This is a genomic window from Tessaracoccus yangjingae (assembly GCF_055326235.1).
Genome location: NZ_JBUZNN010000005.1, coordinates 58,216 through 81,569, shown reverse-complemented (window position 1 = coordinate 81,569; position 23,354 = coordinate 58,216). Strand labels below are relative to the sequence as shown.

The window sequence follows — 23,354 nt, the reverse complement described above, 5'->3', positions numbered from 1 at the left end:
AGCCTCATCCCGGGAAACGTGGGCTCGCCGGGCCGGGCCTCGGCGGGCGATGTTTGACATGCGTCCTGAGTGGGTAAGAGGGCAACGAACACCTGACACCACCACCTGACACCAAGGAGCCACTCATGCGTATCGGTTCATCCGTCTTCCTCATCGCCCTCGGCGCCATCCTCACGTTCGCCGTGGAGGCCGACGTGCCCTACATCAGCCTGGACCTCGTGGGATACATCCTCATGATCGCCGGCGTCATCGGCCTGGTCTGGGCGCTGCTCGCGTCCAACCGCAGCCGCACCACCGAGACCCGCGTGGTCAACGACCCCGCCACCGGCGAGACGGTCCGACGCTCGGAGTCCTCGGAAGGCATCTGACTTCTCATCCCCCCGCAGTTCCGCACCCGGCCCACGCCGGGTGCGGAACTGTTTTGTGGGGTGTCCACAAGCCGCCTGGACGCTTTTTAGGAGGTTCTCTCCAGCGTTGTATGGTGGGGGCGCAGGCCAGTGAGTAGGCATCAGCGGCGCCCATGGCGGTCGCCGGGACCAAAAGAAAGGCAACGCATGACCGACAGCGGATTCCTCAGGCACGGGGATCTCGAACTTGAACTGCCGATCGTGGAGGCCACGCAGGGCAACAACGGTTTCGACATCAGCAAGGTCCTGGCGCAGACCGGCGTCACCACCCTGGACCCCGGCTTCGTGAACACCGCGTCGTGCACGTCGTCGATCACCTTCATCGACGGCGACGAGGGCGTGCTCCAGTACCGCGGCTACCCCATCGAACAGCTCGCCGAGAAGGCCACCTTCATCGAGGTGTCCTACCTCCTCATCTACGGGCACCTCCCCTCGCAGGACGAGCTCGACGAGTTCCGCCTCAAGATCTCGCGCCGCATGATGCTCGACGAGCGCATGCGCGAGCTCTACCGCTGCTTCCCGCGCGGCGCCCACCCCATGCAGGTGCTGGCCGCGGGCATCATGGCGCTGGGCTCCTTCCACCGCGACACCCTCTCGGTGCACGACACGAACCAGGTCGAGGAGGCCTCCCTGAGGCTGCTGGGCTCCATGCCCACCCTGGCGGCCTACGCGTACAAGAGCTCCGTCGGTGAGCCGTTCCTCTACCCGCAGACCGGGCTCGGCTACGTCGAGAACTACCTGCGCCTGTCGTTCGGCACCCCGCAGGAGGAGTACCACATCGACCCGGACATCGTCCGCGCGTTCGAGACCCTGTTCATCCTGCACGCCGATCACGAGCAGAACGCCTCCACCTCGACGGTGCGGCTCGTCGGCTCGGCGGATGCCAACATCTACGCCTCGGTCAGCTCGGGCGTCAACGCGCTGTCCGGCCCCCTGCACGGCGGCGCCAACCAGGCCGTGCTGGAGATGCTCTCGCGCATCCAGGACGAGGGCCTGGACATCAAGGAGTTCGTCAAGCAGGTCAAGGACAAGAAGTCCGGCGTCAAGCTGATGGGCTTCGGGCACCGCGTCTACAAGAACTACGACCCGCGGGCCAAGATCATCAAGGGCCACGCCGACGCGCTGCTGCGCATCTCCGGCCGCAACAACCAGCTGCTGGACATGGCGCTGGAGCTCGAGGCCGCCGCTCTGAGCGACGACTACTTCATCGAGCGGAAGCTCTACCCCAACGTGGACTTCTACACCGGCCTCATCTACGAGGCCATGGGCTTCCCGGCCGCGCACTTCACGGCGCTGTTCGCCCTCGGCCGGCTCCCCGGCTGGATCGCGCAGTGGCGCGAGCAGCACGCGGATCCCAACCGCAAGATCGGGCGCCCGCGCCAGATCTACATCGGCGAGACCAAGCGAGACTACGTGCCGATCAGCGAGCGCTGACCCCACGAGCACACCGGGCCCATCCCTGACGGGGTGGGCCCGTTTGCTGCCCCGGCGTGGGTGCACGGTCACATCCCCGCGTGGGCGGCGGACGTGCCTATTCCAGGGGCCACCTGGCCGGTGGGCCCAGCCGGGGCGCCCGGGACTATCCTGTGCGCCATGGCGACGACGATGCGTGACGTGGCGGCACTCGCCGGCGTATCGATCAAGACCGTGTCCCGCGTCGTCAACGGTGAGCCCCACACCCGGCCCGAGATCGTGCGCCGCGTCAACGCCGCCGTCGCCGAGCTGGGCTGGACCCCCAACCCCAGCGCCCGCAACCTCCGCACCGGCCGCACGGGCAACGTCGCGATCGCCGTCGAGGGGCTGCGCCGGCCGTACCTCGCCTCGCTTGTCGAGGTGCTCGTCGACGAGGTGGCCAGGCGGGGCCTCGACGCCGCCGTCGAGCCCACCGGCGGCGATCACGCCCGGCTCCGCGCCGTGCTGTCCGCCGTCGGCCGCACGCACGACGGCGTGGTGGTCGTCGGCGACCTGCCCGCGGGGGTGGGCGAGGGCGCCGGGCAGCCACCGCCGGTGGTGGTGCTCCAGGGCACCCGCTCCGACGTGCCGCTGGACCGGGTCGACGAGGACGTGGCGGTGGCCGCGGCGCTGGTGTCGCGGCATCTGGTGGTGATGGGGCGGTCGCGGCCGGTGGTCCTGGGCGCCGACCGCGGGCAGGGCCTCGAGCGGGGCTCGGCCGCACCGCGACCCTCCCAGGCGTTGCGGGCGGCGTTGGCCGCCGTCGACATCGACGTCGAGCACCTGCCGTTCGTGTCCTGCGACCCGGCCCTCGACCGCGCGGCGGGGGTGGTCGCGGGCCGCGAGGCGCTGTCGCGGTTCCCCGATGCCGACGCCTACCTCTGCGCCAACGACGAAGTGGCGCTCGGCGCGCTGGTGGCGTTGGCGTCGGAGGGCGTCGAGTGCCCCGGGCGCGTCGCCGTGCTGGGCAGTGGCAACCTCGTCGACGGGCGGTTCTCGTCGCCGTCGCTCACCACGGTGGACCCCCACCCCAGGGCGATGGCCAGGGCCGCCCTCGACCTCCTGGTGGACCGGATCGAGGGTCGCGGGCAGGGCGCGCCGAGGGCCGTCACCATCCCGGTGGACCTGATCCGGCGCGAGTCGACGATGGGGAGGGCGAGGCCATGACCCCCCGACCCACGCTGCAGGACGTCGGTCGGGTGGCCGGCGTCTCGGCCAAGACCGTCTCGAACGTGCTCCTCGGGCGCCCCAACGTGTCCGAGGCGACGCGCGCGCGGGTCTGGACCGCGGTGCAGGACACCGGGTACGTCGCCAACGCCGCGGGGCGCGGGTTGGCGTCGGGCCGCACCGGCCGGATCGCCCTGGTGGTGCCCAACCTGCACCAGCCGTACTTCGCCGAGATGGCGGAGCGGCTGATGGCGGAGCTCGCCCCGCACGGCCTCACCTCCACGCTGATCATCGCCCGCACGGGCCAGGACGAGCGGCGCGTCGTCGTCGGCGAGGCCGCCCCGGGCGTCGACGGCGTCATCATCCTGCCCCACGAGCTGAGCTGGGAGATGACCCCGGGTGTCACCCCGCCCCGACCCGTGGTGCAGCTCGGGGGCGCGCGGACCACCGGGATCGACTGGGTGGCGATGGGGGAGCGGGTGGGCATGGGCCTGGTCACGGCCCACCTCCTCGCGCGCGGGCACCGTCGTTTCGTGGTGCTGTGGAACGGGGAGATCTCGGCCGACGACCCGGGGGAGCGCTTCGGCGGCATCCTCGACGCCCTGGCGGCCGCAGGCCTCGGCCGCGACGACGTGACGATCATCACCGGCTCGGACTGGGACCGCCGCGAGTCCGGATACGAGGCCATGGCCGGCCTGCTGCGGGCCGGGCAGGCGTTCGACGCCGTCATCGGAGTCAACGACGCCCTGGCCGTGGGCGCCATGCGGGCGCTGCGCGACGCGGGGCTGCGGGTGCCCGAGGATGTCGCGGTGACGGGCTTCGACGACACCGAGGAGGGCGCGTTCATGCTCCCGGCGCTCACGTCGGTGTCGCCCGAGGCCGCCGCCATGGCGGGCCATGCCGTGCGTCTCCTGGTGGAACGGCTCGACGGCTACCAGGGCCCGCCGCGGGAGGTGTACACCGGCGCGCAGCTGGTGGCCCGCGCCTCGACGGAGGGTCGCGGCGAGCCCTCGAGCTGAGGTATCCCCGGAACGGCGGCGGGGGACTCGGATGGTGGCGCCCAGCGGTCGTCGTCGGTTAGGTGGCGGGTCCGGTGTCGTAGTCGGCACCAGATCTGCCAGCTAACAGCCGCGGCGGGTGTCGTCGTCGGTTAGGTGGCGGGTCTGGTGTCGTAGTCGGTCCCGGAACTGTAGTCAGCGCCCCCGCGCTGCCCGCTCGAAGCAGGCACCGCCCTACCCCAACTCCCCGGGGTGGCGGCGTGATTCTGCGTCCAGCCTGGTGCGCGGCGGCGGTCCTGGGTGGGCGTTATCAAACCGTGACATGAGTCCTTCTTGTCCACCTCTTGACAACGCTGAATCAGACGATGCATGATCCTCCCAGTAGTTTTTCATCGTTGAAAGGGTCACAGGTGACCACCTCGTCCTCGACGCCCCCCGTCGCCCCCGCCGTTCCGCTGGCCGCGTCCCCGCGCGTGCCGCTGGGGATCGCCGCGGTCCGCCTCGACCCCTCCTCCCGGCTCGGCGCCTGGCAGCGCCGCAACGCCGCCGCGACCATCCCGCACTGCGTCTCCCAGCTCGAGGAGGCCGGCAACCTGGACAACTTCCGCCGGGTGATCGGGGAGTCCACCGCCGAGTGGCGCGGCTTCTGGTTCGCCGATTCGGACCTCTACAAGACCATCGAGGCGGTGGCCTGGGAGATCGCCCGCACCGGCACCACCGAGTTCGACGGCTGGCTCGACGACGTGATCGCCCTCGTGGCCCGCGTCCAGGAGCCCGACGGCTACGTGATGACCTGGATCCAGGGCGTGCATCCGGAGAAGAAGTTCGCGGAGCTGGACTGGACGCACGAGATGTACGTGCTCGGCCACATGGTGCAGGCCGCCGTCGCGCTGGCCCGCGTCGGCCGCCGCGACCTCCTCGCCCTCACCATCCGCTTCGTCGACCTCGTCGACGCCACCTTCGGACCCGCCGCCGACACCGTGGGCTACTGCGGCCACCCCGAGCTCGAGACCGCCCTGGTGGAGCTGTACCGCCTCACCGGAGAGCGCCGCTACCTGGACCTGGCCCGCCACCAGGTGGACCACCGCGGCTCCGGCCTGCTCAAGGTGGGCTCGCTCGGCGCCCGCTACTTCCAGGACCACGCCACCGTGCGGGAGTCGACGAGCGCCGTCGGCCATGCCGTCCGCCAGCTCTACCTCAACGCCGGCGTCACCGACCTGGTCCTGGAGGGCGGCGACGACGCCCTCCTCCACGCGATGCGCGCCCAGTGGGACAGCGCCCACGACCGCAAGATGTACATCACCGGCGCCTTCGGGTCGCGGCACCGCGACGAGGCCTTCGGCGACGACTACGAGCTCCCGTCGGACCGCGCCTACGCCGAGACCTGCGCCACCATCGCGGACCTGCACTGGAACTGGCGGATGTACCTCGCCGAGGGCGGCGCCCGTTACGCCGAGACCATCGAGCGCGAGCTGCACAACGCGCTGGCCGCCTCCCTCGACGAGACCGGCACCCGCTTCTTCTACTCCAACCCCCTGCAGCTTCGCCCGGACCGCTACTCCGAGGAGAACGCCCCCCGCGAGCGCACCCCCTGGTACGCCTGCGCCTGCTGCCCGCCCAACATCGCCCGCGTCTTCGCGCAGCTGAGCGGCTACGTGGCCTCCGTCGACGACGGCGCCCTCGCCGTCCACCTCTACACCGGTGCCGAGATCGACGTACCCGCGTCCCTGGGCGGCGGCACCGTGACGGTGCGCACCAGCTACCCCGACGACGGCCGCGTCGAGATCAGCGGCCCGGCCGGGCTCGCCGTCGCGCTCCGCATCCCCACCTGGGCCGCCGGCGCCACCGTCGACGGCATCCCGGCCACCCCCGGAGCCGACGGCTACGCCAGGCTCACCCTCGCCGAGGCCCCGACGGTCCTCGAGCTCCCCATGACCCCGCGCTGGACGCAGGCCAACCACCGCGTCGACGCCGTCCGCGGCTGCGTCGCGCTGGAGCGCGGGCCCCAGGTGTACTGCGTCGAGCAGGTGGACCTCCCCGCGGAGATCCGCCTGGACGACGTCGTCGTCGACCCCACCACGCCGCCCCGCGAGTCCGACGACGGGCTCGAGATCGCGGTGACGCCACGGCGGGAGGTGGGCCCGCTCTACGGCGCGCCCTCCACCGCCCCCACCGGGGAGCCCGTCACCGTGCGGGCCATCCCCTTCCACACCTGGGGCAACCGCGCCTCCGGTGCCATGCGCGTCTGGCTCCCCAGCGCGTGACCTCAACGAAGAGAGGACACACCGAGATGAAGATCAGGAAGATAGTCGCGGCCACGGCCGCCCTCGCGACGAGCGCCGTGCTGCTCGCCGGCTGCGGGGGTGAGCAGCAGGCCCCCGAGACCCTGCGCATCCTCGCCGTCAAGCACCCGCTCACCAAGCCCATGGCCGACATGGAGTGGGTCAACCAGATCGAGGAGGCCACCGGCGCCACCATCGAGTGGGAGGAGGTCTCCGCCGACTGGCCGGAGAAGAAGGCCACCATGCTGGCCGCTGGCGACGTGCCGGACCTCATCATCGGCGGCAACGCGATCACCGACACCGACCTGGCCACCTACAGCTCCCTGTTCCTGGACCTCTCCGAGCACATGGACGCCATGCCCAACGTCTCGGCGATGTTCGAGGAGAACTCCCGCCTCGAGGCCCTGGCCACCCTGCCCTCAGGCGAGGTCTACAGCCTCCCGTCGTACAAGCGCTTCTGGCCGCTGGCGATCACCCGCATGTACATCAACCAGCAGTGGCTGGACAACCTCGGCCTCGAGGTCCCCACCACCTGGGACGAGCTCTTCACCGTCCTGTCCGCCTTCAAGACCGAGGACGCCAACGGAAACGGCGACCCCAACGACGAGATCCCGTGGGACTGGGCACCCGTCGGCACCGGCGGCTTCGGCTACTTCCAGCCCTCCGCGCTCCTGGGCTCCACCGGCCTGCCGATCAACAACGGCGGCGGCCAGGGCTACTTCGTCGAGGGCGGCGAGGTCAGCAACTTCATGGTCGACGAGCGCTACCGCGACCTCGTGGCCTTCATGCACAAGGCGTGGGCCGCCGGCCTGATCAGCGAGCAGGCGTTCACGCAGGATTACTCCGCCTACCAGTCCGTGGGTCGCGGCAACGGCGACGACGCCGCCGTCGGCTTCTCGTGGGGCTGGACCGCCTCCGACCGCTTCGGCGCCCAGCTGGCCCCGCAGTACACGTCGATGGCGCAGATGGAGGCCGAGGCCGGCCAGGGCGCGCCCGTGACCTGGAGCTACGACGACGAGAACTACACGGGCAACCACATCATCGTCTCGTCCGAGTCCAACAACCAGGAGCTCGCGCTCGCGGTGGTCAACGAGTTCTACGACCAGACCCGCTCCGTCGAGGTGCTGTTCGGCGACGTCGGCGACTACGTCGAGCAGACCGGCGACAACGCCTACCGCGTCCTTCCGCCGGCGGACGGCACCACCGACCCGTCGTCGTGGAAGTGGACCAACACGCTGGCCGACGCAGGCCCGTTCTGGATCCGTGAGTCCATCGAGCTCGAGCTGCCCACGGACGTGGCCGAGGCCGTCGAGCAGGCGGTGCCGCTGCAGCCCGCCCTCGACAACGTGGACCCCGAGGCCGACGTCTACCCGTTCAAGTTCGTCAAGATGACCGCCGAGGACCTCAACACGCTGAACCTCAACAACACCAACGTGCTGGCCCAGACCATGGCGAAGTTCGCCGAGTGGGTCACCCAGGGCGGCGTCGAGGAGCAGTGGGACGACTACGTCACCCAGATGGACGGCCTCGGGATGCCCGAGAACATCGAGATCTACCAGCGCTACTACGACGAGTTCGTCGCCAACCAGTGATCGGCCGACCCGGGGCGCGGACGCCAGCCGCCCGCGCCCCGGGTCCCACCCCCTAAGGACCGCATCATGACGACTCTGACACGCGAGGCCGCCCCGGCCGTCGCCCCCGAGGGCCGGCCGAAGCAGCCGCTGCCGGCCCGCCTCTCGCGGCACTTCTCCCGCCAGTGGCAGCTGTGGGTGATGCTGCTGCCCGCCGTCGCCTTCGTCGGCCTGTTCTCCTACGTGCCGATGTACGGCATCCAGCTCGCGTTCCGCGAGTTCGACTTCCAAGCCGGCCTCACCGGCGGCGACTGGGTGGGGTTCAAGTACTTCGTCCAGTTCTTCGAGAGCCCCCTGTTCTGGCAGCTGATGCGCAACACCTTCGTGATCAGCTTCACCACGCTGGTGTTCGGCTTCATCGCCCCCATCGTGCTCGCGCTCGTGGTCAACCAGATCTTCGGGCCGGGCCGCAAGCGGTTCATGCAGACCGCCACCTACCTGCCGCACTTCATCTCCGTGGTGGTGCTCGTCGGCATGCTGCAGGTGTTCCTCAACCCCACGTCGGGCGTCATCGCCAAGCTGTTCTACCTGCTGGGCTTCGAAGGCAACTTCCTCGGCGACGTCGCCGCGTTCGTGCCCGTCTACGTCATCTCCGAGGTGTGGCAGCACGCCGGCTGGAACTCGATCATCTACCTGGCGGCCCTGTCGTCGGTGGACCCGCAGCTCTACGAGGCCGCGCGCGTCGACGGCGCCAACCGCTGGCGCCTCATCCGCCACGTCGACATCCCGGCGCTGGTGCCGACGATGATCGTCCTGCTCATCCTCACCATGGGCGGCATCCTGGCCACGGGCTTCGAGAAGATCTTCCTCATGCAGAACACGCTGAACCTGCCGGTCTCCGAGGTGATCGCCACCTACGTGTACAAGATCGGCATCATCGGCAACCAGTTCAGCTACGGCACCGCCATCGGCCTGTTCAACACCGTGATCAACTTCGCGTTCCTGCTCGGCGCCAACTGGCTGGCCAAGCGCTACTCCAACACGAGCCTCTGGTGAGGAGCACCATGTCCACGAGATTCGCCAGGCTCCGGAACCAGTCCCCGAGCGACAAGATCTTCACCCTCACCCTCGCCGTGGTGTGCGTCGCGATCCTCGTCGCGATCATCTACCCGGTCTACTTCGTGCTCATCGCGTCCATCAGCGAGCCGCGGCTCGTGTCCACCGGCCAGGTCATCCTGTTCCCCGAGGGCATCAACTTCTTCGGCTATGCGCAGGTGCTCGACGACGACCGGATCTGGACCGGCTACCGCAACACCATCATCTACGCGGTGGTGGGCACCGCCCTCAACCTGCTGGTCACGCTGCCGGCCGCCTACGCGCTGTCGCGGCCGGAGTTCCGGCCCCGCCGGTTCCTCATGCTGTTCTTCGCGTTCACCATGTTCTTCAACGGCGGCCTCATCCCCACCTACCTGCTCTACCGGGACCTGGGGCTCATCGACAACTGGCTGGTGTTCATCCTCCCCGGCGCCATCAACGTCTACAACCTCATCATCGCCCGCGCGTTCTTCGAGAACTCGCTGCCCAACGAGCTGTACGAGGCGGCCATGCTCGACGGCCTCAACCACTTCCAGTACTTCCTGCGGGTGGCGCTGCCGCTCAGCAAGGCGATCATCTCGGTGATCGGCCTCTACTACCTGGTGGCCCGCTGGAACGACTTCTTCACCGGCCTGGTGTTCGTGCGCACCTACGACAAGCAGCCGCTGATGATCGTGCTGCGCGACATCCTGCTGCAGAACCAGGCGTTCGCCGGCGGCGCGGGCACGGCGGGGGGCACCGGCGGCGCCTACGGCCAGGACTACGCGGACCAGATCAAGTACGCCGTCATCGTCGTGGCCACCCTGCCGGTGATCATCGTCTACCCCTTCATCCAGAAGTACTTCGAGAAGGGCGTCATGATCGGCTCGGTGAAGGGCTGATGCGCCGCGTCGTCGGCTGGCACACCGGCCTGGGGGAGCACGCGCTCCGGCTGTTCCTGCTCCACCTGCTGTGGCTCGCGGGCGCCGTCGCCGGGGGCGTGGTCCTGGGGGTGTTCCCCGCCACCTCCGCGGCGATGGGCGTCCTCCGCCGCGACGCCATGGACCGCCGCGCCGAGCACCTGGGGGGCGACGCGGCGGTCCGCGAGCCGCTGCACCGCGAGTTCGCCGCGCTGTGGCGCCGCGAGTTCCGCTCCGCCAACGTGCTCGGCTGGATCCTGGCGGCCGCGTGGGCGCTGCTGGTCTACGAGTACTGGCTGCTCGGCAACAACCGCCTCGGCCTGCCGGGAGGCGCCGCCGCGGGCGCGATACTCGCGCTCATGCTGGTGCTGTTCGTGATGACCAGCAACCTGTGGGCGCTGCAGGCGCACTTCGCCGAGGGCCCGCTCGCGCTGCTGCGGCGCAGCCTCGTGCTCACGCTCGGCCGGCCCGTCTCCGCGATGCTGCTCGCCGTGGGCGTGCTGGCAGTCGCGGCCGGCTACGTCATGATGCCCGGGCTCGGCGCCGTCTTCGGCGTCACGCTCGCGGCCTTCCTCACCACCCAGTTCCTGTGGGGCACCGGCATCCTCGCCGCCGCCCCGGTCACACCCTCGGAGGCATGATGTTCGACGCCGGAGCCCGCTCGCTGCTGTGGCGGGGCGGGGGAGAGACCCTGCTGGTCGAGGCATGGGGCGACGGCGCCGTGCGGGTGCGCTCCGCCCTCGGCGAGGTGGCCGACGCGGACTGGGCGCTGCTGCCGCCGTCGCTCGGTGTCGCGGCGGAGGTGACGGTCGACGGCGACACCGCGACACTCACCACCGGCGGGATCACCGTCGTGGCCCGGCAGTCCGGCGGGCTGGACTGGCAGGCGGGCCAGGCCCGGTTCGATTGCCGGCTCGAGTTCCGCGACGCCAGCGGGCGGCTGCTGTTCCGCGAGATCGGCCCAGGCGGCGCGCTCAAGCTGGACGCCCGCCGCTTCGAGCCCCTGCCCGGCGGCGGCTACCGCGCCACCCTCACCCTCGAGGCCCCAGCCGACGAGCGGCTCTGGGGCATGGGGCAGTACCAGGACGGCGTCGGCGACCTCAAGGGCTCCACCCTGGAGCTGGCGCACCGCAACTCCCAGGCCAGCGTGCCGTTCGTGCTCTCCAGCGCCGGCTACGGGTTCCTCTGGCACTGCCCGGCCATCGGGCGCGCCACCTTCGCGGCCAACCGCACCGAGTGGGTGGCCGAGTCCGCCACGCAGCTCGACTACTGGGTGGTGGCGGGGGACACCCCCGCCGAGATCCACCGTCGCTACGCCGAGGCCACCGGGCACGCGCCGATGATGCCCGAGCTGGGCCTGGGGTTCTGGCAGTGCAAGCTGCGCTACGCCACGCAGGCCGAGCTGCTCGAGGTGGCCCGCGAGCACAAGCGTCGCGGCCTGCCGCTCGACGTGATCGTCGCGGACTTCTTCCACTGGCCCAAGATGGGCGACTACCGCTTCGACGAGGAGTTCTGGCCCGACCCCGCCGCCATGACCGCCGAGCTGCGCGAGCTCGGGGTGGAGCTGATGGTCTCGGTCTGGCCCCAGGTCTCCCTCGACTCGGAGAACTTCGACGAGCTGGCCGAGCACGGGCTGCTGGCCCGCAGCAACGCCGGCATCGACGTCCAGATGTGGTTCCAGGGCCCCAGCCGGTTCCTCGACGTGACCAACCCCCGCGGGCGCGAGTGGCTGTGGGAGACCTGCCGGCGCAACTACGCCGACCAAGGCGTGCGCCTCTACTGGCTCGACGAGGCCGAGCCGGAGTGGGGGCTGTACCAGCCGTCGGCCTACCGCTTCCACGCCGGGCAGGCGCTCGCCGTCGGCAACATCTACCCGCAGGCCTTCTCTCGGGCGTTCGCGGAGGGGCAGGCCGCCGACGGCGTTGACGGCGTGGTCAACCTCGTCCGCTGCGCCTGGGCCGGCTCCCAGCGCTTCGGAGCCCTGGTGTGGTCCGGCGACATCGCCTCCACGTGGGAGTCGCTGCGCGCCCAGATCACCGCCGGCATCCACATCGGCGTCGCGGGCATCCCCTGGTTCACCACCGACATCGGCGGCTTCTACGGCGGTCACGTCGACGACCCGGCCTTCCACGAGCTGCTCGTGCGCTGGTTCCAGTTCGGCACGTTCCTGCCCGTCATGCGCCTGCACGGCGACCGCGCGCCCGGGGTGCCGGTGACGGGGGCCGACGGAGTGTCGCGGCAGCCGTCGGGCGCGCCCAACGAGGTGTGGAGCTACGGCGAGGAGGTCTACGGGATCCTGCGCGAGCACCTGTTCCTCCGCGAGGCGCTGCGCGACTACACCCGCTCCGCGATGGCTGAGGCGCACCGCGACGGTCAGCCCGTCATGCGCGGAGTGTTCCACGGCTTCCCCGACGACCCGGTCGCGTGGACGCTGACGGACCAGTTCCTCTTCGGGCCGGACCTGCTGGTGGCTCCCGTGGTGGAGCCGGGGGCGCGATCGCGGCGGGTCTACCTTCCGGCCGGGGCCTCCTGGACCTCACTGGCCACCGGGGAGCGCCTCGACGGCGGCGCCTGGGCGGACGTCGTGGCTCCGCTGCACGTCATCCCGGTGTTCGCCCGGGACGACGCGTGCGGGCACCTGGTCGCGCCCCGGGCCTGAGCGACGCCGGGGGCGGCCCGCGGGGTCAACGCGGGTAGAGTGCCACGTCGAAGGAGTGACCGCTCGTGCGCAGCATCGCCAAGATCATGGCCACAGCCAGAGAGCTGTGGCCGCTCTACCTCACCGTCGTCATCGGGGCCGTCGCCACATCCGCGACAGCACTGCTGACCCCGTTCGTCATCGCGAGGGCCACCGACACGGTGGTCGAGATCGCCGAGGGTCGCGGCGGCACCGTCGCCGACCTCATGTGGCTGGCGGTGATCCTGCTGATCATCGCACTGGCCAACTCGGCGATCACCAACGTCTCCGGCTACTTCGGCGACGTCATGTCGGTGCGGCTGCGCGCCATCCTCTCGGCCAACTACTACCGCAAGCTGCTGCGCCTCCCGCAGCGCTACTACGACAACGAGCTGACCGGCACCATCATCTCCCGGCTCAACCGCTCCATCACGTCGATCACCGACTTCCTGCAGACCTTCAGCAACGGCTTCTTCCCCACCGTCATCACGCTGCTGGCCGTCCTGGTGATCACCGCGTTCTACTCGCCTTGGCTGAGCGTGCTGCTCATCGTCATCTACCCGACGTTCGTGTGGCTGACCGCGCTGACGTCGAAGAAGTGGCAGGTGTGGGAGAAGCAGAAGAACGACCACTACGACATCTCCGGCGGCCGCTTCTCCGAGGTGATCGGGCAGATGCGCGTGGTGAAGTCGTTCGTCACCGAGCGCCGCGAACTCGACTCCTTCCAGGGCCACTACCGCGACGCGATCTCGCTGGCGCAGACACAGTCGAGGTTCTGGCACACCATGGATCTCTGGCGCCGCGGCGCGCTGGACGTGGTGTTCTTCGGCATCTACGCCATCATCTTCTGGCAGACCGCCACCGGCCAGTACAGCGTCGGCACCATGGTGCTGCTCATCCAGCTCACCACCATGGCCCGCATGCCCGTCACGTCGATGAGCTACTGGGTGGACATGACCCAGCGCGCGGTGGCCGGCAGCCTCGAGTACTTCAAGGTGATGGACGAGCCCGACGAGCCGAACAACCCGCTCGAGGCGGCGCCGTCGGCCGAGGTGCAGTGGGTGGACGCGGACCCGGTGGTGGAGTTCGACGGCGTGAGCTTCGGCTACGGCGACGGCGAGGACCTCGTCCTGCGCGACATCCACCTGGCCATCAACCAGGGCGAGCGGATCGCGTTCGTGGGCGAGTCGGGCGGCGGGAAGACCACGCTGGTCAACCTCATCATGAAGCTGTACCCGGTGACGTCGGGGACGCTGCGCGTGCACGGTCAGTCCGTCGACGAGGTGCCGACGGTGGAGCTCCGCCGCGAGATCGGCGTCGTGTTCCAGGACGCCAACCTGTTCTCCGGCACCATCCGGGAGAACATGGCCTACGGGCAGGACGGGGTCACCGACGAGCAGCTTGCGGTCGCGGCACGCCGCGCCAACGCCATGACGTTCATCTCCCACCTCAAGGACGGGTTCGACACCGAGATCGGCGAGCGGGGCATCAAGCTGTCCGGCGGGCAGAAGCAGCGCCTGTCCGTGGCGCGGGCCCTGCTCAAGGACGCTCCCATCCTCATCCTCGACGAGGCCACCAGCTCGCTCGACACCAAGTCGGAGCGCGCGGTGCAGGCGGGGCTCGAGGAGCTGATGGAGGGCAGGACCACGCTGATCATCGCGCACCGGCTGTCGACCATCTCGACGGTGGACCGGATCGTCACGCTGCGCGAGGGTCGCATCGACGAGATCGGCACCCCGGCGGAGCTCGCCACCACCGGCGGCATCTACGCCGAACTGCTGGCACTCCAGGGCTCCACCCGCAAGGCCGACAAGGCCCGCCTCCTGCGCTACGACATCACCCAGTAGGCCCGACGGCCCGACTCTCCAGTGCGTCCAGGTCAGCCAGGGCGATCCGCCTACCCTGCAGCAGCCGGATGGTGCCCTCGTCGGACATGTCGCGCAGCCGTCGGCTGAGGGTCTCGGGCGTCGTGCCGAGGAAGCTGGCGACGTCCTTCTTCGCCATGGGCAGCTCCACGACGAGGCCGTCGGTGTCGCGGCGGGTGGGCAGATCGAGGAGGTAGGCCGCGAGGCGGGCTCCCACGTCGGCGCCGCTCATCGCCGCCAGCATCCGCTCGGCGGCGGCCAGCCGCTCCGACTGCACCTGCAGCATCTTCACCGCGATCCCCGGGTACTTGGCCACCAGCCTGGCCAGGTCCGAGTGGTCGAAGGTGCACAGCTCGGCGTCGGTGTCGGCGTACACGTAGTGCTCCGGACGCCGGCCCAGGACGAAGGACGCCTCGCCCACCACGTCACCCTGGCCCAGGACCCGCAACACCCGCTCGCGCCCCGTCTCCAGCAGGTGCACGATCCGCACACTGCCCGAGTGGACGACGAGGAGCCGCCGCGTGCTGCTCCCGGCGCGAACGACCTGATCCCCTGCGTGGACCCTCACCGGCCGCGCGAACCGCGCGACCTCCAGCTGCTGCGCCGCGTCCAGCCCGCGGAAGATGGGCACCAGCGCCACGCACGTGTCGCCTGCCGGTGCCCCCTCGGGGCCGTGTCTGCTCGTCATGGGCACCAGCCTGCCCCATCCCTCCTCCAGCGGGCTTGATCTGCGTCAAGGAACGGATCGCGACCGGACCGTAGCGTCGAGTCATCGGCGGAACCACCGCCGCCCCTGATCGAAGGAGACCACGATGCCCACCCAGGCAGCCACCACCCACACCACCCTGCGCGCCGAGGGCTTCAGCTGCCCGTCGTGCGTGGCCAAGATCGAGAAGTCGCTGAGGAAGCTCCCGGGGGTCTCGGCGGCGACGGTGCACTTCGCCTCGTCGCGCATCGAGGTGGACCACGACCCGGGCCTCGCGTCCACAGACGACCTGGTCGGCGCCGTCGGCGCCGCCGGGTACGCCGCCCGCCCGTCGGCGTTCTGAGAGGCGCAGACATGCATGCACGCATCCACCGGTGGGCGGTCCCCGCCGGTTCGGGGCTGTTGATCGCGGCGGCCTGGGCGCTCGGCGCCTCGTCGCCGGCCCTGGGCGACTGGTTCATGCTGGCGGCCGCGATCGTCGCCGGGGCCCCCGTCGTCGTGAAGGCCTACCGCTCCCTGCGGCTCGGCGTGATCGGCATCGACCTGCTGGTCGCGGTGGCCGCGATCGGCGCCGTCGCGATCCGCAACTACTGGGAGGCGGCGGCCGTCACGTTCCTCTTCGCCGTCGGCCACGCGCTGGAGGACGCGACCCTGGCCAGGACCCGCTCGGCGCTGGCCGAGCTCGTGGCCCTGGCCCCGGTCACCGCGACCGTCATCCGCGGCGGCGAGCAGCTGGAGGTTCCCGCCACGGAGGTCGCCACCGGGGAACTCGTGGTGGTCAAGAACGGCGGCCGCATCCCGGTGGACGGGCTTGTCTCCGGCGGCCGGGCGGCCGTCGACGAGTCGGCGATCACTGGCGAGTCCATCCCCGTCGAGAAGGGCTCCGACGAGGCGGTCTTCGCCGGCACGATCGTGGCCGACGGCTTCCTCACGGTGAGCGCGACGGGCGTGGGCGCCGACACCACGCTCGCCCGCATCATCCACCGCGTCGAGGAGGCGCAGGACGCCAAGGCCCACAGCCAGCAGTTCATGGAGCGCTTCTCCCGGTGGTACACGCCGGGGATCATCGCGCTCGCCGTGGTGGTGGGGCTTGCGACACGCGACCTCGAACTGGCCCTGACCCTCCTGGTCATCGGCTGCCCCGGGGCCCTGGTCATCTCGGTTCCCGTGGCCCTCGTGGCCGGCATCGGCCGGGCGGCCCGTGACGGCATCCTGATCAAGGGTGGCGAGTTCCTGGAGACCGCTGCCCGCGTCGACGTCGTCGCGTTCGACAAGACCGGCACCATCACCGCCGGCACGCCCGAGCTCACCGACGTCGTCGCCCGCGGCGACTGGGACACCTCCGAGGTGGTCGGCTGGGCGGCCCGAGCCGAGGCCGGGTCGGAGCACCCCCTCGCCCGGCCCGTGCTCGCCGAGGCCGCACGCCTGGGGCTGCTCGTCCAGGCGGTGCCCGACGGGGTGCGCCCGGTCCCCGGGCACGGGGTGATCGCGATGGTCGAGGGCCGCGAGGTGGCCGTGGGCAACCTCGCCCTCATCTCCCGCGTGACTGACGCCGGGTCCGTGACCTGGGGCGAGAGTGTCGCGGCGAGGCTCGCCGACAAGGGGCTCACCCCCCTGCTCGTCGCCCTCGACGGGGACGTCATCGGCGCGCTGGCCGTGGCCGACGTCGTCCGGCCCGAGGCGGATGCCCTTGTCGAGCAGCTTCACCGCGCGGGCGTCGGCAGGGTGCTGATGCTGACCGGCGACAACGAGCGCGTGGCGGCGGCGATCGCCGGCCGGGTCGGCATCAGCGACGCCAAGGCGGGCCTCCTGCCGGAGCAGAAGCTCGAGGTGGTCCGCGCACTCCAGGCGGAGGGTCACGTCGTCGCGATGGTGGGCGACGGCGTCAACGATGCACCGGCCCTGGCGCTGGCCGACGTCGGGATCGCGATGGGGGCCGCGGGCTCACCTGTGGCCGTGGAGACCGCCGACATCGCGCTGATGACCAGCCGGCTCGACCGGATCCCCGAGGCCATCTCGCTGGCGAAGCGCACGGCACGGGTGATGCGGCAGAACATCGCGATCGCGTTGGTCACCGTCTCCCTCCTGCTGGCCGGGGTGCTGTTCGGCGGGGTGACGATGTCGCTGGGGATGCTGGTGCACGAGGCGTCGGTGCTCATCGTGATCGTCAACGGGATGAGGCTGCTGCGTCGTCCTCAGCGGGCGAGGTAGCGGATGTCTGCGACGGTGGTGCCGTGGCCGCCGGTCCAGCGCGGCTCGTCGTCCGAGAGCAGCGCGAGCATTCCCGTGAGCTCGCCGGTGGCGAGGTGATGGAGCCGCTCGAGGGCGGCCTTCGACGACGGACGCGTCGGGAGGGCGGCCTCGACGGCGGCGGCCCCCTCGTCGGTGGTCACCCCGTTGGCCAGGATCCCGGCCCAGAACAGTCTCGAGCGGGTGATCTCCCAGAGGTCGTCGTCGGTCACGAGCTTGAGCCTAACCCGGGTCCGCGGGACCCGGACGGGGGCACTTCGCATAGCGCCGGCGTCTTTGCACACCCAATACGGTGTGCGAAGACGCCGACGGTGTGCGAGGACGCCTCGCACAGGCCGGAAGGTGTGCGAAGTGGCCTCGCACAGGCCTAGGCCTATGCGACGAGCGGGCCCCGTCAGCGCCCGTACGCCTCGATCACCTCGACGATCGACGGGCGCAGCTGCGCCGTCGAGATCACCCGGTCCACCGAGCCCACCTCGACGGCGCGGTGGATGTTGTGCACGCCGTCGAACTCGGAGGCGATCTCGGAGATCTTCTCGGCCCTGACCGCGGCCCTGATGTCCGCCAGCGCCACCTGAAGCTCGGCCCGGTCCTCCGGCACCGCGTCACGCAGCCGCGACTCCAGCTCCACCACCCGCGCATCCGCCGCCGTCCGCTTCGCCACGTCCCCGGCGAACACCACGGCCGCCGCGGGGGCGCCGCCGATCACCGAGGCGTACGACCCTTCGAGCGCCAGCACCGTCATGTTCTCGTTCAGCCTCTTGGAGAACACCACGAACGCGCCGCCGTGGTACCGCGAGATCACGACGAACGCGATGGGGCCGTCGAAGTTCACGATCGCGCGGCCGATCTCGGCGCCGTACTCCAGCTGCAGGTTGCGCATGGACTCGGGCGAGCCGTCGAAGCCCGACAGGTTCGCCAGCACCACCAGCGGCCGGTTGCCCGAGGCCGCGTTGATGGCGCGCGCCACCTTCTTCGACGAGCGCGGGAAGAGCGTGCCGCCGGTGAACGTGTCCGGGCCGTCGGCCGGCGGGAAGCCCGCGCGAGGCACCGGCGTCGACTCGATGCCGACGACGCTCACCGAGTGCCCGCCGATGCGGGCGTCGATGACCACGGCGGTCTCGGCCTCGGCCATGCCGGCCCACCGCTCCACCCTCGGGTGGTCCTGATCACACACCGCCGCGATGACGGTGCGGATGTCGAACGGCTTCTTCCGATCCGGGTTGTGCTCCGGCGAGAAGATCTGCCCGACGGTGGCGAAGTCCGCCCCGATGTTGTGCGGGTAGTCCGACACGTCGCGGTCCACGGCGTCGCCGGTCACCGCGCGTCGCGGCCCGGACTCGCCCGGCGCCACGTACGTGTGGTCGTAGTGCGACATCAGGATGCCCATCGCGCCGCCGAGGTCCTTGGCCCAGTACTGCGCCTGGCCGTTGGGCCCCATGACGCGGTCGTAGCCGCCGATGCCGAAGTTGTCCTCCGCCGACACGCCGCCGGAGAAGTCCAGCGACTGCTTGCCGGTGAGCACCATCGCCGAGTCCGGTGTCATGACCAGGATGCCCTTGGTGTGCATGAGCATGGTGGCCTCGGCGTTCCAGTACGGCTGCGCGCCAACGTTGATCCCCGCGACGACGACGTTGATCTCGCCCCCCGCCTGCGTGAACTCGACGATCCGGCGCAGCGCCGCACCCACCCAGTCCATGTTCTCGGTGCCCGACTCCATCGAGATCCGCGCGCCCGAGCTGAGCGTGAACCACTCCACCGGCACCCCCATCTCCTCCGCGAGGTCGACGGCGGCCATGATCCGCGAGCACTCCGGCTCCGCCACGGCGCCCAGCCCCTTCGTCGGATCGCCGGACAGCACGATGCGGGTCACGCCCTCCGGGTGAAGCGCCGTCGGCGTGGTCACCCGGGCGACGATGATGCCGGCCTTGTTGCGGCCCGGCGCCCGGTCCACCTCGACGAGGCGGCCGTCGGCGTCCAGGTCCAGCTCGGTCAGCGACCCGCCGGGACCGGCGAGAGTCGCGGACAGCTCGTAGGGGTAGACCAGCCCGCGACGACGTGCACGGAGCACCTTGCCCGCGTAGTCGTCGAGCGGCTTGAGCGGCTCGGTGGGCGGAGCGGTCACCGTGGTGGTGACGCCCGCGCCCGGCTGCGCGTGGAAGCGCACGGCGAGCGGAATGGTGCGGTCCGGGCGGACGAACCGGCCCTGGCAGAGGACCTCCTCGATGCCCGCGCCGTCGGACAGCGGCGTGATCCGGTCCTGCAGCGGCTTGATGTCGTCGATGTCGAGGTCGATCTCCGGCCAGACGTGCACCCACACGTGGTTCATGTCCAGCTTCGAGCCGGCCTTGCCGCGCGCGGAGCGGGTGCGGCGGATGGCCTCCAGGCAGTTTGCCACGGCGCGCTCCGCGTGCGGCAGCCCGATGAGCATGCCCTCGGGGTCGCGGACCACGGCCAGCTGGCGCACCTGCGCCATCGCCACGAGCCGCCGGTCCTCCGGGTTGGTCTTGGCCACGCACTCGAAGAGCAGCACGTCGGCGGGGGCGGGCAGGCGGGTGGTGTCGAAGTCGCGCAGCCGCCACAGATCCAGGCGGCGGCCCACCATCGGCGGGAGCCCGCGGATCTTCTCGTCCTCGGCGAGCGCGCCGTCGGTGAACCGGAACGTGCGGTACTCGACGTCGCCGTCGGCGGTGCAGACCGCGACCGCCACCCGGGTCACCGCGTCGTCCCACGCCCACGACCGCAGCCGCTCCAGCAGCTCCTCACCCAGCGCGTCGCCGTCGGGGCGCTGCGGCCACAGCACGTACAACTCGACGACGGCGTCGTGACCGGGGGTGCGCCCGGCCACCTGCGACGACACCAGGGACTCCAACGGGCCCCCGGCGGCGAGCTCCTCGGCCAACCCCACGGTGGTGACGAAGCGGCGGGGCCGCTCGCCCAGCACGTAGTCGCCGAGCACGACGGAGCGGCCACCCACCGTCAGCCGCTGGACGTCGGTGAGGCCGTAGTCGGTGTAGTACTTGCGCAGCAGCACCTCGAGCATGGGCTCGTGCGCGGGCACGCCGCGACCCAGCCGCACAGCGAGGAAGTTCGCCGTCCACTCGGGGATCGCGGCCAGGCGCGCGATGCGTTCGTCGTAGTCAGGGGCGTCCGGGGCGGCCGCGAGGGCCTCCACCTCGTCGCCCACACCAGCGACGATCGCCGCGCGTTCCGCGTCGACCTGCGGCTGGTCGAACCATCGGAAGCGCACGGACCTGGCCTGGTCGCCGATCGCCGGGAAGCGCAGCTGCGTGGCCCGCACGAGGCGCTCCAGCTGGGCGCGGGCGCTGACCGCCAGGTCCGCGTCGGGAGCCGGTTCAGAGATCCAGCGGTCCAGGATGCCGAGCACCAGTGGCACGTCGGAGGCGACGCGCTTCTGCGCCAGGAAGATCCTGAACACCGCGGCCTCGAGCTCCGGGGTGCGGTCCAGCGAGTCCACGCCGTAGTGGCGCAGCGCGGCCGCGAGCCGGTCGACGAAGTGGCCGGGCAGGCCCGCGCGGTCCACGTCCAGGGTGGTGAGGTAGCGGTGCAGGTGCTCACGGTCCGAGTGGACGCGCAGCTCAGTGTTGGCCTGCTCGCCGAAGGGCCGGTTGCGGCTGAGCTCGGCGAGGTCGGCGAACAGGGTGAGCAGCTCGGTCTCGGCGGCCACCACGTCGACGCCCGCGGCGCGGGCCTCCTCGCGGGCCTCGAGGTAACGCGGCAGCGTCCTGGCCGACGGGTCGACGTCGAAGCCCATCAGGGTCGCGGAGAGGTCGGCCAGAAGGCGGGCGGCGCGGGCCGCCGGGTCCGCCACCGGGGGGCAGACGGGGATGTCGACCGGCGCGGAGTCAACGGCCACCGCCGCGCCCCCGCCGTTGCCAAGCGGCTCCAGGCGCACCAGCGGCGCCATGGACTCCACCTGGGACCCGGTCATCACCAGCATCTCCTTCACGCGGGCGGCGAAGGGCGCGTAGACGGCGGTCTCCATCTTCATGGATTCGAGCACCACCACCGGGGCGCCGGCCTCCACCTCGTCGCCCACCTTCACCGGCGTCGCCACCACGAGTGCCGGGGCGGGGGAGCGCAGCACGCCGCCCTCGTCGCGCGAGACCCGGTGGGTCACGCCGTCGACCTCGATCAGGTGGATGGGCCCGTGCGTCGCGGTGATGATCCGATGCCGTTCGCCGCCGACGGTGACGCGCCCGTGCACGTCGTCGAGGCGGTGCAGCTCCGCCTCGGTGGCCTGGCCGTCGACGACGACGCGGTACCGCCCCGGCGCGATCGCGAACGCGGTGACGCTGTGCACCGCGCCGCGCAGCTTGAGGTCCACCTGGGCCCCGGAGGTGTGCTGGGTCTGCGGCCGCCCGCCGTGGGCAGTGGTGAGCAGGCGGTCGGTCTCGATCGCCGTGGCCTCCTCGTAGGCCTCGATCGCGGCCACCACCAGCGCGACGCCTGCGTGCTCGTCGGCGATGAGGCCGCCGTCGGCGCGCGTGCGGTCGATCCAGCCGGTGTCGGCCCACGGGATGTCCGCGTCCTGGGGCCCCGCGGCGCGGCGCGCGCCCGCCTGCTTCGGCTGGCGGCCCGTCACCTCGGGCTGCTTGAGCAGTTCGAGGACGAAGCTCTTGTTCGTGGCGCCGCCCTCGATGACGACGGTGGTCTCCGCCATGGCGCGGCGCAGGCGGCCCAGCGCCTCGTCGCGGGTGCGGCCGTAGGCGATGATCTTGGCGATCATCGAGTCGAAGTCCGCGGGGATGGAGTCTCCCTCGGCCACGCCGGTGTCGACGCGGATGCCGGGGCCCGCGGGAAGGTCGAGGCGGGTGATCAGGCCGGGGGCCGGAGCGAAGTCGCGGTCAGGGTCCTCGGCGTTCAGGCGCGCCTCGACGGCGTGGCCGAACTCGGTGGGCCGCTCGTCGAGGGTGCCGCCGGCGGCGACGTGGATCTGGGCTTTGACAAGGTCGAACTCGTTGGTGACCTCGGTGATGGGGTGCTCCACCTGCAGGCGGGTGTTGACCTCCAGGAACGCGAACATCTTGTCGCCGGGGTGGTAGAGGAACTCCACCGTGCCGGCGCCGCGGTAGTCGACGGCGAGCGCGAGCCGCTCGGCGGCCGCCTTCAGCTCGTCGGTCTGCTCGGTGGTCAGCAGCGGCGAGGCCGACTCCTCGATGATCTTCTGGTTGCGGCGCTGGACGGTGCAGTCGCGCACGCCGATGGCCCACGCCGTGCCCTGGCCGTCGGCGATGACCTGCACCTCGACGTGCCGGGCCCCGGTGACGAGCGATTCGAGGAACACCACGCCGGAGCCGAAGGCGCGCTGGGCCTCGTCGCGGGTGCGCTGGTACGCGTCCGTCAGCTCCTCGGGGGTGGTGACCTTGCGGATGCCGCGGCCCCCGCCGCCCGCCGTCGCCTTGAGCATGAGCGGGTAGCCGATCCGCTCGGCGGACTCGAGAGCCTCGTCGAGGGTGTCGACGCCGCCGCGCGACCACGGGGCGACGGGGACGCCCACCTCCTCGGCGATGAGCTTGGAGCCGATCTTGTCGCCCAGCTTGCGCATCGCGTCGCCGGAGGGGCCGATGAAGGTGATGCCGAGGCCCTCGACGAGGTCCGCGAAGGACGCGTCCTCGGCGACGAAGCCCCAGCCCACCCAGACCGCGTCGGCGCGGGCGTCGGTCAAGACGCGGGCGAGCAGGTCGTGGTTGAGGTACGGGCGCTCCGACGCGGGGCCCAGCGGGTAGGCCTCGTCTGCCTCGCGGGCGAACATGGCGGATCGCTCGGCGTCGGTGTACAGGGCGATCGTCGTGATCGGGTCGCGGTCGGGGTGTTCCGCGTTCAGGTCCCGCACAGCATGGATGAGCCGCATGGCGGCCTCACCACGGTTCACGATGGCGATGCGCTTGAACACTCTGACTCCTCAGGGGTCGACGGCAGCCCGTGAGGGGCTGCATGTCAATGTGGCACGCCTGTGGGCGG

The 23,354-nt window shown here is 71.0% G+C and carries 16 protein-coding genes; 13 read left to right on the top strand and 3 right to left on the bottom strand.

Annotated elements, in window-relative coordinates; all coding sequences use genetic code 11:
- The first annotated feature begins 125 nt into the window (after positions 1-125).
- The 11 genes from ACZK5D_RS09120 to ACZK5D_RS09070 all read left to right on the top strand — a co-directional run bounded on the left by ACZK5D_RS09120 (position 126) and on the right by ACZK5D_RS09070 (position 14,395).
- Positions 126-368 (top strand): DUF6458 family protein, encoded by a 243-nt coding sequence (locus ACZK5D_RS09120; protein ID WP_458995372.1) that lies wholly within the window; start codon positions 126-128, stop codon positions 366-368.
- Between the two features lie 186 nt (positions 369-554).
- Positions 555-1,841 (top strand): citrate synthase, encoded by a 1,287-nt coding sequence (locus ACZK5D_RS09115; protein WP_463665064.1) that lies wholly within the window; start codon positions 555-557, stop codon positions 1,839-1,841.
- A gap of 159 nt (positions 1,842-2,000) precedes the next feature.
- Positions 2,001-3,026 (top strand): LacI family DNA-binding transcriptional regulator, encoded by a 1,026-nt coding sequence (locus tag ACZK5D_RS09110; RefSeq protein WP_463665063.1) that lies wholly within the window; start codon positions 2,001-2,003, stop codon positions 3,024-3,026.
- A complete protein-coding gene (locus ACZK5D_RS09105) occupies positions 3,023-4,045 on the top strand; it encodes a LacI family DNA-binding transcriptional regulator (RefSeq protein ID WP_463665062.1) in 1,023 nt (340 codons plus the stop codon). The genes ACZK5D_RS09110 and ACZK5D_RS09105 overlap by 4 nt, the downstream gene beginning before the upstream one ends.
- 389 nt (positions 4,046-4,434) lie before the next feature.
- Positions 4,435-6,288, top strand: a complete 1,854-nt coding sequence (locus ACZK5D_RS09100) for a glycoside hydrolase family 127 protein (protein ID WP_463665061.1) — start codon at positions 4,435-4,437, stop codon at positions 6,286-6,288.
- A gap of 26 nt (positions 6,289-6,314) precedes the next feature.
- A complete protein-coding gene (locus ACZK5D_RS09095) occupies positions 6,315-7,898 on the top strand; it encodes a type 2 periplasmic-binding domain-containing protein (RefSeq protein ID WP_463665060.1) in 1,584 nt (527 codons plus the stop codon).
- A 66-nt stretch (positions 7,899-7,964) separates the two neighbouring features.
- Positions 7,965-8,933, top strand: coding sequence for an ABC transporter permease (locus ACZK5D_RS09090; protein WP_458995356.1), 969 nt, complete (start codon positions 7,965-7,967; stop codon positions 8,931-8,933).
- Between the two features lie 8 nt (positions 8,934-8,941).
- Positions 8,942-9,853 carry a carbohydrate ABC transporter permease gene (locus ACZK5D_RS09085; RefSeq protein ID WP_458995355.1) on the top strand — a complete coding sequence of 304 codons (912 nt, stop codon included), beginning with the start codon at positions 8,942-8,944 and terminating at the stop codon, positions 9,851-9,853.
- A complete protein-coding gene (locus tag ACZK5D_RS09080) occupies positions 9,853-10,512 on the top strand; it encodes a YesL family protein (protein WP_463665059.1) in 660 nt (219 codons plus the stop codon). Before ACZK5D_RS09085 ends, ACZK5D_RS09080 begins: the two co-directional genes overlap by 1 nt.
- Positions 10,509-12,530 (top strand): glycoside hydrolase family 31 protein, encoded by a 2,022-nt coding sequence (locus ACZK5D_RS09075; RefSeq protein WP_463665058.1) that lies wholly within the window; start codon positions 10,509-10,511, stop codon positions 12,528-12,530. The genes ACZK5D_RS09080 and ACZK5D_RS09075 overlap by 4 nt, the downstream gene beginning before the upstream one ends.
- A 65-nt stretch (positions 12,531-12,595) precedes the next feature.
- Positions 12,596-14,395: an ABC transporter ATP-binding protein gene (locus ACZK5D_RS09070; RefSeq protein WP_458995352.1), complete on the top strand. Its 1,800-nt coding sequence runs from the start codon at positions 12,596-12,598 to the stop codon at positions 14,393-14,395.
- Here ACZK5D_RS09070 and ACZK5D_RS09065 read toward each other — a convergent pair.
- Positions 14,385-15,101, bottom strand: a complete 717-nt coding sequence (locus tag ACZK5D_RS09065; protein WP_458995351.1) for a Crp/Fnr family transcriptional regulator — start codon at positions 15,099-15,101, stop codon at positions 14,385-14,387. The genes ACZK5D_RS09070 and ACZK5D_RS09065 overlap by 11 nt on opposite strands.
- A gap of 124 nt (positions 15,102-15,225) precedes the next feature.
- Here ACZK5D_RS09065 and ACZK5D_RS09060 point away from each other — a divergent pair, with 124 nt between their 5' ends.
- Together ACZK5D_RS09060 and ACZK5D_RS09055 are read left to right on the top strand one after the other, a co-directional pair.
- Positions 15,226-15,462 (top strand): heavy-metal-associated domain-containing protein, encoded by a 237-nt coding sequence (locus ACZK5D_RS09060; protein ID WP_463665057.1) that lies wholly within the window; start codon positions 15,226-15,228, stop codon positions 15,460-15,462.
- Positions 15,463-15,473: 11 nt separating this feature from the next.
- Complete coding sequence (locus ACZK5D_RS09055; protein ID WP_463665056.1) at positions 15,474-17,330, top strand: heavy metal translocating P-type ATPase; 1,857 nt, start codon at positions 15,474-15,476, stop codon at positions 17,328-17,330.
- Here ACZK5D_RS09055 and ACZK5D_RS09050 read toward each other — a convergent pair.
- Positions 17,315-17,581 (bottom strand): hypothetical protein, encoded by a 267-nt coding sequence (locus tag ACZK5D_RS09050; protein ID WP_463665055.1) that lies wholly within the window; start codon positions 17,579-17,581, stop codon positions 17,315-17,317. The two genes, ACZK5D_RS09055 and ACZK5D_RS09050, sit on opposite strands and share 16 nt — an antisense overlap.
- Before the next feature lie 182 nt (positions 17,582-17,763).
- Positions 17,764-23,286 (bottom strand): ATP-binding protein, encoded by a 5,523-nt coding sequence (locus ACZK5D_RS09045; RefSeq protein ID WP_463665054.1) that lies wholly within the window; start codon positions 23,284-23,286, stop codon positions 17,764-17,766.
- Between the last annotated feature and the right edge of the window lie 68 nt (positions 23,287-23,354).